The 12,107-nt window shown below is 55.7% G+C and carries 17 protein-coding genes; 11 read left to right on the plus strand and 6 right to left on the minus strand.

Going from position 1 to position 12,107, the window contains the following annotated elements:
- Positions 1–20 precede the first annotated feature (20 nt).
- Positions 21–182 carry a hypothetical protein gene (locus tag LRS11_RS18025; protein WP_260494243.1) on the minus strand — a complete coding sequence of 54 codons (162 nt, stop codon included), beginning with the start codon at positions 180–182 and terminating at the stop codon, positions 21–23.
- Between the two features lie 209 nt (positions 183–391).
- Between LRS11_RS18025 and LRS11_RS18030 the strand changes: the two genes are divergently transcribed.
- The 5 genes from LRS11_RS18030 to LRS11_RS18050 all read left to right on the plus strand — a co-directional run bounded on the left by LRS11_RS18030 (position 392) and on the right by LRS11_RS18050 (position 5,971).
- Complete coding sequence (locus tag LRS11_RS18030; protein ID WP_260494244.1) at positions 392–1,318, plus strand: hypothetical protein; 927 nt, start codon at positions 392–394, stop codon at positions 1,316–1,318.
- 51 nt (positions 1,319–1,369) lie between these two features.
- On the plus strand, positions 1,370–2,749 hold the full coding sequence (locus LRS11_RS18035; RefSeq protein ID WP_260494245.1) for a hypothetical protein: 1,380 nt from the start codon (positions 1,370–1,372) through the stop codon (positions 2,747–2,749).
- Positions 2,750–2,823: 74 nt separating this feature from the next.
- A complete protein-coding gene (locus LRS11_RS18040; RefSeq protein WP_260494246.1) occupies positions 2,824–3,720 on the plus strand; it encodes a phage exclusion protein Lit family protein in 897 nt (298 codons plus the stop codon).
- 59 nt (positions 3,721–3,779) lie between these two features.
- Positions 3,780–4,930, plus strand: a protein-coding gene (locus tag LRS11_RS18045) for an IS3 family transposase (protein WP_260493668.1) whose coding sequence is annotated in 2 segments (ribosomal slippage) — positions 3,780–4,023 and positions 4,023–4,930 — 1,152 coding nt in all. Because the reading frame shifts where the segments join, the coding sequence is not laid out codon by codon here.
- Between the two features lie 114 nt (positions 4,931–5,044).
- Positions 5,045–5,971, plus strand: coding sequence for an ImmA/IrrE family metallo-endopeptidase (locus tag LRS11_RS18050; RefSeq protein WP_260494247.1), 927 nt, complete (start codon positions 5,045–5,047; stop codon positions 5,969–5,971).
- 21 nt (positions 5,972–5,992) lie between these two features.
- Here LRS11_RS18050 and LRS11_RS18055 read toward each other — a convergent pair whose 3' ends face one another.
- The 4 genes from LRS11_RS18055 to LRS11_RS18070 all read right to left on the minus strand — a co-directional run bounded on the left by LRS11_RS18055 (position 5,993) and on the right by LRS11_RS18070 (position 8,793).
- The gene (locus LRS11_RS18055; RefSeq protein WP_260494248.1) at positions 5,993–6,349 is read right to left on the minus strand and encodes a hypothetical protein; all 357 of its coding nucleotides are present in this window, start codon (positions 6,347–6,349) and stop codon (positions 5,993–5,995) included.
- A gap of 2 nt (positions 6,350–6,351) precedes the next feature.
- The gene (locus tag LRS11_RS18060) at positions 6,352–7,551 is read right to left on the minus strand and encodes a hypothetical protein (RefSeq protein ID WP_260494249.1); all 1,200 of its coding nucleotides are present in this window, start codon (positions 7,549–7,551) and stop codon (positions 6,352–6,354) included.
- Between the two features lie 33 nt (positions 7,552–7,584).
- Positions 7,585–8,241 carry a DUF6988 family protein gene (locus LRS11_RS18065; RefSeq protein WP_260494250.1) on the minus strand — a complete coding sequence of 219 codons (657 nt, stop codon included), beginning with the start codon at positions 8,239–8,241 and terminating at the stop codon, positions 7,585–7,587.
- 87 nt (positions 8,242–8,328) lie between these two features.
- Positions 8,329–8,793: a transcriptional regulator gene (locus LRS11_RS18070; RefSeq protein WP_260494251.1), complete on the minus strand. Its 465-nt coding sequence runs from the start codon at positions 8,791–8,793 to the stop codon at positions 8,329–8,331.
- A 616-nt stretch (positions 8,794–9,409) separates the two neighbouring features.
- Here LRS11_RS18070 and LRS11_RS18075 point away from each other — a divergent pair.
- The 5 genes from LRS11_RS18075 (at position 9,410) to LRS11_RS18095 (ending at position 11,213) form a co-directional block, all read left to right on the plus strand.
- The gene (locus LRS11_RS18075; RefSeq protein WP_260494252.1) at positions 9,410–9,793 is read left to right on the plus strand and encodes a hypothetical protein; all 384 of its coding nucleotides are present in this window, start codon (positions 9,410–9,412) and stop codon (positions 9,791–9,793) included.
- Positions 9,780–10,112 (plus strand): helix-turn-helix transcriptional regulator, encoded by a 333-nt coding sequence (locus tag LRS11_RS18080; protein WP_260494253.1) that lies wholly within the window; start codon positions 9,780–9,782, stop codon positions 10,110–10,112. Before LRS11_RS18075 ends, LRS11_RS18080 begins: the two co-directional genes overlap by 14 nt.
- Positions 10,109–10,540: a DUF6957 family protein gene (locus LRS11_RS18085; protein ID WP_260494254.1), complete on the plus strand. Its 432-nt coding sequence runs from the start codon at positions 10,109–10,111 to the stop codon at positions 10,538–10,540. Before LRS11_RS18080 ends, LRS11_RS18085 begins: the two co-directional genes overlap by 4 nt.
- A gap of 13 nt (positions 10,541–10,553) precedes the next feature.
- Positions 10,554–10,742 (plus strand): AbrB/MazE/SpoVT family DNA-binding domain-containing protein, encoded by a 189-nt coding sequence (locus LRS11_RS18090; RefSeq protein ID WP_260494255.1) that lies wholly within the window; start codon positions 10,554–10,556, stop codon positions 10,740–10,742.
- A 195-nt stretch (positions 10,743–10,937) separates the two neighbouring features.
- Positions 10,938–11,213 (plus strand): type II toxin-antitoxin system PrlF family antitoxin, encoded by a 276-nt coding sequence (locus LRS11_RS18095; protein WP_260494256.1) that lies wholly within the window; start codon positions 10,938–10,940, stop codon positions 11,211–11,213.
- A gap of 118 nt (positions 11,214–11,331) precedes the next feature.
- On the opposite strand, the gene LRS11_RS18100 is transcribed toward LRS11_RS18095, so the two are convergent.
- Positions 11,332–11,490: a hypothetical protein gene (locus LRS11_RS18100; RefSeq protein WP_260496989.1), complete on the minus strand. Its 159-nt coding sequence runs from the start codon at positions 11,488–11,490 to the stop codon at positions 11,332–11,334.
- Here LRS11_RS18100 and LRS11_RS18105 point away from each other — a divergent pair.
- Entirely contained in the window at positions 11,437–12,102 is a 666-nt protein-coding gene (locus LRS11_RS18105) for an inositol monophosphatase family protein (protein WP_260496948.1), read from the plus strand. The two genes, LRS11_RS18100 and LRS11_RS18105, sit on opposite strands and share 54 nt — an antisense overlap.
- Positions 12,103–12,107: the final 5 nt, after the last annotated feature.

Below are 12,107 nucleotides of genomic sequence, written 5' to 3' on the forward strand. Positions count from 1 at the left end.
TCAATCATCAATAGGTCGCCTTAACCCGCATAGTTAAAGGGATCGGCGGCGATCGATTCGGGGTTTACCGCCACTTTTACCGTCAACATCGCTGGAGGCGGCGGGAAAGCAGCGTGGGGAACACCAACACCCTCAACCCGATTGTCGATCTTAACTTGCCGCCAGCTTTCGGGGAGATCCACGACCATAGCCGGCGTTGGCTGAGTTCGAGGACGGGCATCTGCCTGAGGCTGACAGGTTCAATCAAACGAACACCATTACGGGACCCATAGGGCTCAGCCCTTTAAAAGCTCGTAACCAGTAATATCTGCCATATATAAAGAAGGCCCATCTGCTTCCTGTGCCTTTTCCGATGCACGTGAAACGGTGCAACACAAAAAGAGAGAGGACGATGAGCGACCTTTTTGACGTTGATGGTGCCAACCTTGATCGCGGGTTCGAGAACCTAAAAGCCGCCACGAGTACCATTGAGCAGCAACTACGCTTCACATTGCAGGAAATGTGGGAGTCCTACGAGCCTTATGCTGACCCAGATTTCCGGCAAGGCTTCGCACGTGATGTAGACGGCCGCTTCTGGGAAATGTATCTGGGCTGCACCCTACTAGAAGCGGGCCGAACATTACTCCCCGTAAACGAACGCCAGCGAGAAGGTGGACAACCGGATCTTTGCGTTCTCGAAGAGGGTCGCCGAATCTGGATCGAGGCCATCACGCCCGACGAAGGTGCGCCGGGCCCTGACCAGATCGTCCGCCCCATACCGATCAATAAGGGTGGCGGCATTGTCGCCGCGCCCATCCGCCAAGTACAGCTTCGGACCTCTGGAGCCTTTTGGACCAAGGCGCAGAAGATCGCACACTACCTTGAGCAAGACGTAATCGCGCCGGAAGACACCCGCATCATCGCAATTAGCGCGAGCCGCTTCGGTGTCTACGTCGCCGAACAGCCGTTGCCCCTCATCATGACGACACTGTTTCCGATCGGCGATGCCTACTTCTCCATCGACCGCAATACCGGCGATGTCCTTGAAGAAGGCTTCCACTCAGCACCCTTGATCTATCGCGAACGCAGCCCAATCCCGCGCACGGCCTTCCTAGACGAGCGTTTCGCCAACATTTCGGGTGTCATTTGGTCTCGAATCGGCATCGGCAACCTCTCGCGCCAGATCCGCCCGATTACCTATGTCCATAACCCATTGGCGCAGATTCCGCTGCCCACGAACTGGGGCATCTGGGATCGAGAGTTCGTGACGAGCCAGAGCGGCGACCAATGGGAGTTCACCGACATACTGGGCTCAGCAAGCTCGCCGGAAACGTCATGACAATAAAGTCTCGCGCGCATACCTGCAGCCCGCAGGCCCATGAGGTCGGCGATGCCCCTAGCCGATGAGAAGCACCTGATCACGCCAATTAGCCAACGGCAGTTTGAACTGTATGCGCTGTCGCTCGAACGCGGGCCCAATTTCGAGCCAGCACATATTTTCAGAGCCTATCAGGCAGAGCGCAGCAGCACGAGCGGCTGCATCCTACTCGACCCGAAGCTCGGAGTTTTCACCACCTTGGCACTGCGCCGACGCGTCGATCATCGCTGGACCGTCATTAATGAAAGCGGCCCCTACCCTACCCCCCAATCCGCGCTCAGCAGTCTCAGCATTAGCATGCGCGCCGGTGCCCCACCAGAACCCTTACCGCCAGGCTCCAAGCGCCGCCCTCTATTGATAAAACCTGGGCCGCGAGGGACATCCCCGGAGTTCGAGTTGCTGACGAGCACAAACAGCCATCTACCGGCGCTGATGGCGATAGGCGAATGTTATCTCGCGCTTCCTAACCCTGACGCCAACTTTGTTCCTGATTTTCAGACCAACAACTTCTCCTCTCGGCTCTTCGAACTCTACCTTCTCGCCAGCTTGCGCGAACAAGGCGTGAACGTCCTGCAAGACTACGTCTCGCCAGACTTCCTAATCGAGAAAGACAGTATCGAGTGCTGGATCGAGGCGGTAACAGCAAACTCCGAGACTCCACGAGCCGGCGGGATAGGCGAATGGGTACAAGCACCGGAGGATCGTAACGAACGTCTGACCGGAGATCCTGCCGAACGCTTCGCCAAGACGCTGCGGGGCAAGCTCCAACGCAACTATCATGAGCTGGAGCATGTGAAGGGCCGACCATTTGCCCTCGCGCTGGCGGATTTCCACCAATCCGGCTCGATGGTCTGGAGCCGAGAGGCGCTGCCCACCTATCTCTATGGGCTACGCGCCGATATCGAAGGAGAAGGAGCACAACGCAGGGCAGCCGGGACGCCGATAGCCAACCTCTCGGGCAAGCATGGCATCCCTGCAGGGCTCTTCCGTGATCCAGACTTCGCCCATCTTTCCGCCGTAATCTTCAGCAACGCAGCGACGCTCGCTAAGTTCAACCGCATGGGCTTTCTTGCAGGATGGCGACCTCCCGGCCTAACAATGATCCGACGCGGCATCCTCTTCGATCGAACCCCCGGCGCGTTGGAGCCGATCCCGTTCGAGCTGTCGGTCGACAGTCCTGAATATGAGGCGCTCTGGCCATGGGGCGAAGCGTGGTGCCAGGAGCTAGAAGTGTTTCACAATCCACTAGCCACCAACCCCCTATCGCTCCAACTCCTTCCAGGCGCCACTCACTGGTTCGAGCGTCACGGTCACATCGAATGCAGCACAATCTGGGAAAACACGGTTCTCTCCTCAGTAACCATACTTCACACAGCCCCTGGACGGAGCTAGCAAGGCATAAGGAAGTTCGTCCTGCTAGCAGTTGATCCCAGAACTGTTCTCTGACCAGAGGAATATCGCCAACTATGGCAACCACAGCATCCGACAACACAATTATCCTTAATCTTCTGCGTGGAGCCGTACCGGAACGTGCTGATGAGATCAGTGGCCTCTGGAGGAAGTACGGACACAGTGTGGAAATTGCAAAGGATGCGAAGGGCGTGACGATGAACGCCAACTCTAAACGCATAAAGTTCAACATCAAGACGATCGAGATTTATTGGCTACTCGGCTTTAGCGCATGGCGTGCAATCGAAGTTTACTCACCGGCCGTGGTCGTAGCGACAATGACTGGCGCATCGCTTGATGACGCACTTAATATGGACGAAGAACGAGGGCAATTCGAATTCGACTATAAACAGCGCATCGCCAGCGTCCATTCCCTTATCGCGGCCGAGCAACCAGCTGATATTTCTTGGCCAGCGGACATACCCAAACCGATTGATATTCGCGACGAACTTGAAGACGTCCAGCATAAAGCTGCTTTCGATCTGGCAGGGCTCGCGCTCGCATTTTCGATTCTTCACGAGTTTCAACATGTCATGTTTTGCGCCGACAAGAACGCACCTTCACTACGACCTGAAGAGGAAATCGCATGTGACACCTGGGCCCGTGACTTCATGATGAGTGGTCTCGCTGATTATGCAGAAAAGCACGGACACAGCTACACCGAAGTTCAATGGAAGAGAGCAGCCGGAATAACCCTGGCAGCAGTGATCATCCATGCGATAACACCAGGACATGCACGTTGGGGAGATCAAGAATACCCGCCAATTTCCGAACGATTATCGGCGATGATTCGTGGTTACAACCTCCCAAACTCCTCATCTTTCTGGATGTTCACCGCTTGCATGCTCATTGCACTCCTGCGACTGGAAAATAGACTATTAGACATAGTGGCGAAGTCCAACCGAGAAATGTGAATCGCCCCTAGTTTCGTAGACACCTCCGAGCCTCATAATACGGCCCATTAGGAGGTGCCATGAGCAACCCGCGTTATCCCGAAGAATTCAAAATCGAAGCAGTCAAACAGGTGACCGAGCGAGGTCTGCCGGTGGCTGAGGTAGCTGCTCGTTTGGGCATGTCGACACACAGCCTGTATGCCTGGGTGAAGCGCTACAGCAAGCCCCAAGAACAGCGGGCGCAAGAGGACGATCAACACGCTGAGCTACGTCGTCTGCGTGCGGAACTCAAGCGCGTGACCGAAGAGCGAGACATCCTAAAAAAGGCCGCCGCGTACTTTGCCAAGGAGTGCGGCTGAAGTACGCCTTCATTAGTCAGCTATCCGCAGACTATTCGGTTCGCCGCCTGTGCCTGACCCTGAAAGTTCATGCCAGTGGCTACTACGCCTGGCTGGCTGAGCCGAAGTCGGCACGAGCAAAGGATGATCAGCGGCTGCTGGGTTTGATCAAGCACTCCTGGTTAGAGAGCGGTGGCGTCTATGGTTACCGCAAAATCCATGACGACCTGCGTGAGCTGGGAGAACAGTGCGGCAGGCATCGCGTTGCTCGATTAATGCGCCAGGAAGGCCTGCGTTCGCAGACGGGGTATCGGCGACGTCCAGGACGTTATGGTGGCAAGCCTCCAGTGGCCTCACCGAATCATCTTGAGCGTCGATTCAATGTCACTGAACCGAACAAGGTCTGGGTTACGGACATAACCTACATCCGCACCTATGAGGGTTGGTTATTTTTGGCGGTGGTGCTCGATCTGTTTTCGCGGCAGGTAATCGGTTGGTCAATGAAGCCGCAGATGACTAGCGATCTGGCTATTGATGCATTGCTGATGGCGGTTTGGCGGCGTAAGCCAAAGCAGGAAGTGATGATTCATTCCGACCAAGGTAGCCAGTTCAGCAGCGGCGACTGGCAGAGCTTTCTGAAAGCCAACAACTTGCTTGGCAGCATGAGTCGGCGTGGCAACTGCCATGACAATGCGGTAGCGGAAAGCTTTTTCCAGCTGCTGAAGCGGGAGCGGATCAGGCGAAAGATCTATAGCACCAGGCAGGATGCCAGAGCCGATGTGTTCGATTACATCGAGATGTTCTACAACCCAAAACGCCGGCACGGTTTCAACAACCAGCTGTCGCCGGTAGAGTTTGAAAAGCGCTATTTCCAGAGACTGGAGAGTGTCTAGAAAACCAGGGGCGATTCAAACGTCAGCCCTGAGTGGTTTACCCGACCATTGCCAGCCAAGGTGTCTCTCCCTCTGTTCCGAAGCAACGCTTCGGCACATGTCGCCGCCCGGCAAATGCTGGAGGCGCGACTGGAGTGGGCCCAGGACATCTCGATTGCCCTAGAGGAGTTCGTAGACTTCCCTGAGGTCAAGCTGCCCGTGCGGCGGTACGAATCGCCAGAGCAAATCAGTGCTTCGGACATCGAGGAAGCTGCTTGTGAATGTCGAGATCTTTGGGGGCTAGGCCGGCGAGCAATTCCCGACCTTGCGCTAGCTGTTGAGAGTGCCGGGGTAATCCTCGTCCGCGAAGAGACCGGCATTGCGCCTATCGAAGGCTTATCGGCGTGGAGTGAGGCTCTGCAGAGGCCGATGATTCTGCTATCTGCAGACAAGGCAAACGGATTCCGCAGTCGATTCGACCTTGCCCATGAACTTGGTCATCTGGTGCTTCACAAAGGCATAGAGCGCCCTACCGATCCAGTTCGGTACAAGCAGATGGAAGATCAGGCGCATCGTTTCGCTGGAGCTTTCCTGCTGCCTGCTGAAACCTTTGCAGCTGAGGTAAAGACACCAGTTACCTTGGATAGCCTACTGCTGCTCAAACAGCGCTGGGGCGTCTCGGTGGCTGCTATAGTGATGCGCCTTCATGCCCTCGGAATTATCGATCAGGACGAGAAATCGCTCCTGTTCAAACGTCGCTCTGCTCGTTGGGGAGTGAAGTCCGAACCAGGTGACGAGGCTCGTTCTCCTGAGCAACCTCGGCTCCTCAAGAGAACCATCGAGCTTCTCGCTTCGTCAGGCGTTCTGCCTATCGAGGCTGTCCCGAATTACATTGGGCTGGGTGCATTTGATATCGAGCGTCTGACAGGCCTCTCAGAAGGCTATCTGTCCCAAAGTGGAGTTGTGCTGCCCCTGACAAAGCTGAAGGCCATCGTTGCCCGCGATGCGTCCCCTGCTGCGGTTGAAGGCAGCGCTACCGTTCTGCCTTTCAATCGGCGCTGATGTACAGATAGGCATCCGACGTTATGTGGATGCCTTTTTCTGCCATGCAGCAACTTCTCGAATGGCTTCGGCTGCCGAGAACGGTTTCTCAGATGCCTTCGCATCGTCGTATCTCACTACGAACCCTACCGTTGTCCCTCCTGATTTGCCTTGCCCTCGACGTATGTAGCGCGAGAAGAAGGCGACTGGTGCTCCAGGCGTCTTCCAGTTGGTGTAGTCGCAATACTTCGTGAACAACTCCATTAGGAATGCCAGGTCTGCTGGGTCAGTTACGCCGTCTTCGCTATGGGCGTACTTGTCTCGTAGCGAGTAGGTGTATTCCTCTGCGGCGTCTTGTGTCGGGAACACGTGCGAGCCGATGACCACCTGATTTCCCATGTTTAGGCCTCTTGGTTGGACTGATGTTGAAGCTGCAATTTCTGAGAATCAGAGCCGTGCTTCCGAATGAAGCCCTGCATCGCTTCTGATATCGGAGGCTCAATGTAGAAGTCCCCATATCGGCTCAGGAAATCATCCCAGCGAGCCTTCAAAATCCCACCGCGTCTGAACTTCGGAGCAAGCCAGATCCAGTGTAACCCCCACCGCCCAGCCTCCTGACCTGACTCTTCGTGGTAGAAGCCACATGCCCCGGCAATTGTGCCCTTGGAGTCTCCCGCAAAGAGATAGCCATGCCATTCTTTGCTTGCAGGTCTCTCAATGGATCCGTCCCACTGAACTCTGTCATACCGGAACTCGCGCCTGAAAGCCCTGGCACGCTGGAACACTGCTTCGTGCATCCACAGGGGACTGCTCGAATCAACCAGCACCGCCTGTGCGCCGGAAGCCAGTCTTTCGGCGAATCGCTCATCAGGCCCTGGATCAAACAGCTGCTTCGTCCACTCATGCTCAGATGCGTGAATTCGAGCCTCTATGGAGTTGTTCGAGAGGTACTCGTGTTTACAGTAGTCGCAGGTGACGAACTCCTGAGGCAGCGGTTCGACATAGTCCGGCCCCTTTACCTGAAGCTGGATCGCGACGTTTCCAGCCCACGTCATCGTGATCTCATAACCGTTGGCGTCCGTATGTTGGGTCGTCGAGACATCAGACCCGACAGTCTCTAAATCTGCACTCAGTGTAATCCGCTGCTTTCTACGATCTTGGCGGTACCTAACAATCGATAGCTCGCTGTGTGTGAGAAGCCGTTTTTTCTCGAGCTCACGTGCCAGCGCTGCTACCAGATTTTGAGGATGGACTTGGAGGCCAAGGTGCTCCAACTCGATGAGCAGCGCCACTGCATCAATCGCAATCAGCCCTGGATATCCGGAAACCTCATCTTCGGGAAACTCAGGTGAGACATAGACCCACTGCTTCGGAATTTCGAGAGGCTCAAGCATCTCTTCGAAAAGTCGCTCAATCGCATTGTATCCACGCCGCTCGGACAGAATGAGGTAGTCCCCCAGAGGGGTATTCGTGGTCATGCCATCTTCCAGCAGGCGCCGCTCAAAGGCGATCAGCTTGGTCGGCGGCCTGCTGGGCTGGACTGATTCCTTGAGTAGCGTGCAGAGCACTGTCAGCACTTTGCTCTTAACAACTGTAGCCATCGTTGAGCCCTTGCTTTCTCGAGGAGATGCGGCTCAAAGGGCCGCCGCTTGTTGAGCTGGATTCGGGGATTCTAGCGGTGGGAAACAGGGCTCAAACTCCTTGAACAGCTTGCCCATGATTTGTTGCTCAGGAGGTACGCCAGCAATGACCTGAAGCAAACTTCCTGCAAGGCCTAGCAGCCCATTGGAGTGCCACACCTGCATGCACACTAGCTCTAGCGGGAAACCTCGGCTATGGCGATTTACTGCGTGGTTCCCACCGCGCACGTATGAGCTTAGGGGCCGCCAAGAGTAGTGCTTAAACTCTTTCAGCTGCGCTATCGGGACATGAGGGGCATCCCGCTCAATCTCCTCAAGCATCTTGCTGAGCATGGGGATCTTGTCGGCCCGCTTAGCTGACTCTTGGGTGAGCTCCGAAATGATCAGCTCAGCGTCAGCATCTGTAGCGCAGTGCAAGACCCAGATTGCTCGGACTAACGACTCGTACTGAACACGGAGCAAGGCTGCAGATGAGGTGAGTAGCCCGGCTGCTACCAGGTACTTAAGGCTTCGCGCGTGCTCGAACCCCAGGCTCGTGATCGTCAATACAGCTCTTATCCGAGCAGAGGCGATGGGCATCGGCAGAGCAAAGAGCGACTCGATGCGCTCTTCAAGCACTGCTGAGCGCGAAAGTAGATTGTCGAGATCCATGACTCTCCTGTTCGGCAACTGGGTCGAGAGCTAGCCGCTGCGATTGCAGCGAATGGGCGAGCGCCGTATCAAAGCATTGGGCACGACTCACTTGCCTGATAAGTGTCTCTGAACTGTTGATTTTGAAACGCCCAACCTAGCTGCAATCTCAGCATTGTTGAGACCCTCGGCGCGCAACTGCTGCATCCTTTGAAGCCTTTGGCTCGAAGGTGCGACTGGTCGTCCCATGGTGGGTGCGTCCAACGCAGCAGACTTTGCAATCTCCTCGAATGCCCCTGAAGAGTGAAGCTCCACGAGCTGAGACAAGGTCTGCTCAACGTGGTCTTCCACAGGAGCACCATCAGCCGCTGCGGAGAACAGCAGCATCAATGTCGCTGGAGACACCTCCAGCACGGTGGCGATTTTCACAAGCACATCGATGGTAGGGTTTCCCTGCCCCTTTTCAAGATTGGATAGATAGCGCTCCGTGATGTCTGGGAGCTCGATTTGGGTCAGCCCCCTAGCTGTGCGTAGACCTCGAAGAACGGCTGCTAAAGCCTCTCGGTGCTGCATTCCATGCCCTCGAACAAATCGAGGATAAGGCCATATTGCAGCGACCCATAAAAGGAACTATAGTTCTGGTTTATGGGTCGCGAGATATTAACAATCTTTCCTTAGCCTCTTTCTCCGGGACTTTTAGCCCTCTTAGCCTCTGAACTCAATCTAATAATTAAGTAAATATTGACACTCGAAGCTACTGCGCATCGAGCGAACCAGCACGCCCGAAAAGTGCATGAGGAGATTTGTCATTGGCTCGAGAACTACCAGCCGATCTGTCTGCCGTTTGGTCACTGATACCCCTTACGCCGCACGATTTGCTTGGCCTAGAAAAGGCTGCACGTCATCCGTTCCGTGAGCCGGTTACTGCCTATCTAACCGCTGCGTATGGCACCGACGGCGTTTGCATAGGTGTCGTGTGGGGGCATGAGCTGGATGACCAAACTGGGCGTTTCGCAAACGGCCACAGAATCGTTACCTCGCGGATCGTCGCAATCGAGTGGGACGAGGACTTCGCCGTGATTAGAACCCTGAATAGCCGATACGTGGTGATCTCTTTGCATCCCAAATACATGTCGCTCGGAACGACTGTCCATTAACGACTGTTCATTAATACCAGGAGGGCTGCGGAATGGATGTGTTTGGTGGTCGCGACTACTACGAGCGCTTACTCAGGGTGACCCAGGAAGGAGAGTTGATCGATCTTGGGGAGGTGGTCACCTGCCTGCGAGAAGGGGTAACGGAATGGTCAAGGGAGGTCTTTGCGCGGGCATGCAAAATTCCACTAGAAACCCTGGAAGGGATCGAAAACGGCACCTCTGAACTCAGTGTTGATCACGTCAATGCGATCCTCATGCTGTTTGGGCTCCAGGTTGGAATCGCCCCCTATCGACCCGGTGAGTTTGCGACCCTGCCCCAGCGAGTCAAAAGCCGGCGCGAACAGATCTTCACCTTCAAGACTCCGCCTCAAGCGCCTCAAGAGACCGTGCATGAAGAGATCAATGTCGGTCAGTGAGCGTGGAGTTTTCCTTGGTGCGTTTGAAGCCGCGCTCGCCACCGGAGAGCTGACAGACTTTGGTGCTGCTGTCCGCTCTCTTCGGTCTTGCACTGGCTTCGGCCAGCGCAGATTCGCCGCGATGCTGAAGCTTCCCCTAGAGACGCTGCGAGCAATCGAAAGCAATCAATCCACCCCCGACGTTCTGACCCTCAACAGGATCCTCTTTCCCTTCGGTTTCCAAACTGGAATTACCCGCTTCATCAGGTCTACACACTCAAATCCCGAGGCTTACCTCGAGGCCGGCCTGATGGCTAATCATCGCGAGAAATACCCATGAAAACTCAGCCCTTAGATATCAGCGAAGACAAGCGAGTGAACGAAATCCTGGACTTTATTTATGGCGAAGCTCCTGTCATCCGTGGCACCAATCTGAACCGAGAGGAGATCCGTGAGGAGCTGCGGCGGCGGAATCCGAAGAAGCAGTATTGCCTCGTCAAAGATTGGATTTTGGTGGAGCTAGATATCTCCAATGAGGCCCGCAAACAGATCGAGGATGATGGCCTCATAGCCCAATTCATCCATGCCCACGAAATAATCGAAGACTCGTCAAATCGCTGGCCGGCTGGGTATTGGGTACGGACTTCATTGCAGCTGCGGTACGAAAACGACGGGTTCTTCGAAACCCGCTCAACGATATACGTGCTCCTGGGTGATGGCCGCCACAAGCGAGTTCCGGAAGACATCGCCTACAGCATTCGCCCCTAACTGCGTCCGCTGCATGGATACCCAAGAACTCAGAATAGCGATCTGTCATGACGCAGGAGATGGCAGTGGCGACCTGATCTTAGAGATCCCACCATCGATCATTCAGGCGATGGGATTGCGGATTGGGGACTCAGTAGAGCTGGAGATCGTCGACGGGCTGCTAGTGCTGACGCCACTCCGAGATGCCCAGCCGGATGCCTAGCTTCCACCACCAGATCAAATAACAGCCCGGCGATACGCCGGAAGAATCGAGCGCACGATGCACAATCCCGAACAGCTATGCAGTATTTGCGATAGTCCCGCCGTGAACTCTGGAGACATGCCGTCCGGAGCTCTGACGTCGAGCCCGAACTACCCAAAGGAGCGGTACAAGGTCGTCCTTTGCGGGGGATGCTTCATGCGCTGTTTTGCCAATCTGCGCCGCGACCGGCTGGTGCACACCATGTTTTACGAGGTCGCGGAGAACCTGGACAACTTCGCTCGGGTGCCCGCTAGAGAGCTATCCAGTGAAAATGAAGCAGCCCTTGAAGCGCTTTTGGAGGCATTGGCGCGAGACATAGAAGCCAACCCTGAGCGTCTCATGCCGGTTGCAACCGAGCTTGTCGCTCGTATCAAAGCGCTGGTCGATGGATGCGACGTAGACCTAAGCGCCCCACTTCCACCCGATCCCTAGCCACAGCTTTGACAGCCTGCTCTGCTTTCCACTCCACGGCCCACCTCACAGGAGCGACTAGATGCTCGATCCAGGAATCATCAACCACGTACTCGACCTGGTGCTTGAGGCAGGAACCCTAATTCGCGGAGAGCTCCAACGGCCAGGCGGCCCGCGAGGTTGCTGCGATAAAGCGGACGTCGATCTTGAGGTTGAGCTGATGCTCCGACATGGCCTCGAGCAAATCTTCTTCTGCGATTTCCTGGGGGAAGAGACTGGCCGCAAACTCAGCGGCCATAGCTACTGCTGGGTAGTCGACCCACACGATGGAACTGCAGACTTCCTGGCTGGCAGAATCGGATCGTCGGTCTCAGTTGGGCTTCTGCACAAAGGAGCGCCCGTCCTTGGAGTCGTCTATGCGCCAGTCACTTCGCGAGGGCCGGACTGCATAGCCTGGCAGCAAGGTATGAGGTCTCTCCTACGCAACGGCCAGAGTATTGCTCTATCTGCGACAGACCGCGGTCTTCATGGCTCGATAGTGTTTGTCAGTGCCGCCGCCGAATCGAAGCGCGCTGAGAACGATGTTCTGTGCGCCCCAGCTGTATGCGAGCCGATGCCAAGCATTGCCTATCGACTTGCTCGAGCCGCAGCTGGTGACGGCGTCGCGGGTGTTTCGTTGTATGGCGTTTCTCCCCATGATGTCGTAGCTGGCCACGCTCTGCTTCTGGCAGCTGGCGGCAATCTCTTTGACCAAGACGGTCAGCCCATTCGCTACACCACGCCCGCAGAGTTCAGCAGCCCCGTGACACGGTGTTTTGGAGGTGAGAGGGCTGCTTGCTTAACTCTATTGACGCGCCCGTGGAGCACCCTAGTGTCCCCTCCGCGTCCGGAATTGGGAACGGATGTTTAGATCTC

The sequence above is a fragment of the Pseudomonas sp. J452 genome (genome assembly GCF_024666525.1).
Classification (GTDB): Bacteria; Pseudomonadota; Gammaproteobacteria; order Pseudomonadales; family Pseudomonadaceae; genus Aquipseudomonas.

Coding starts and splice junctions, on each gene's coding strand:
- LRS11_RS18070 (WP_260494251.1), bottom strand. CDS start 8,793: ATGCAGCACCGAGAGGCTTTAGCAGCCGTTCTTCGAGGTCTACGCACA.
- LRS11_RS18060 (WP_260494249.1), bottom strand. CDS start 7,551: ATGGCTACAGTTGTTAAGAGCAAAGTGCTGACAGTGCTCTGCACGCTA.
- LRS11_RS18095 (WP_260494256.1), top strand. CDS start 10,938: ATGCGCTGTTTTGCCAATCTGCGCCGCGACCGGCTGGTGCACACCATG.
- LRS11_RS18075 (WP_260494252.1), top strand. CDS start 9,410: ATGGATGTGTTTGGTGGTCGCGACTACTACGAGCGCTTACTCAGGGTG.
- LRS11_RS18100 (WP_260496989.1), bottom strand. CDS start 11,490: ATGGCCGCTGAGTTTGCGGCCAGTCTCTTCCCCCAGGAAATCGCAGAA.
- LRS11_RS18065 (WP_260494250.1), bottom strand. CDS start 8,241: ATGGATCTCGACAATCTACTTTCGCGCTCAGCAGTGCTTGAAGAGCGC.
- LRS11_RS18030 (WP_260494244.1), top strand. CDS start 392: ATGAGCGACCTTTTTGACGTTGATGGTGCCAACCTTGATCGCGGGTTC.
- LRS11_RS18055 (WP_260494248.1), bottom strand. CDS start 6,349: ATGGGAAATCAGGTGGTCATCGGCTCGCACGTGTTCCCGACACAAGAC.
- LRS11_RS18040 (WP_260494246.1), top strand. CDS start 2,824: ATGGCAACCACAGCATCCGACAACACAATTATCCTTAATCTTCTGCGT.
- LRS11_RS18050 (WP_260494247.1), top strand. CDS start 5,045: ATGCTGGAGGCGCGACTGGAGTGGGCCCAGGACATCTCGATTGCCCTA.
- LRS11_RS18085 (WP_260494254.1), top strand. CDS start 10,109: ATGAAAACTCAGCCCTTAGATATCAGCGAAGACAAGCGAGTGAACGAA.
- LRS11_RS18080 (WP_260494253.1), top strand. CDS start 9,780: ATGTCGGTCAGTGAGCGTGGAGTTTTCCTTGGTGCGTTTGAAGCCGCG.
- LRS11_RS18035 (WP_260494245.1), top strand. CDS start 1,370: ATGCCCCTAGCCGATGAGAAGCACCTGATCACGCCAATTAGCCAACGG.
- LRS11_RS18090 (WP_260494255.1), top strand. CDS start 10,554: ATGGATACCCAAGAACTCAGAATAGCGATCTGTCATGACGCAGGAGAT.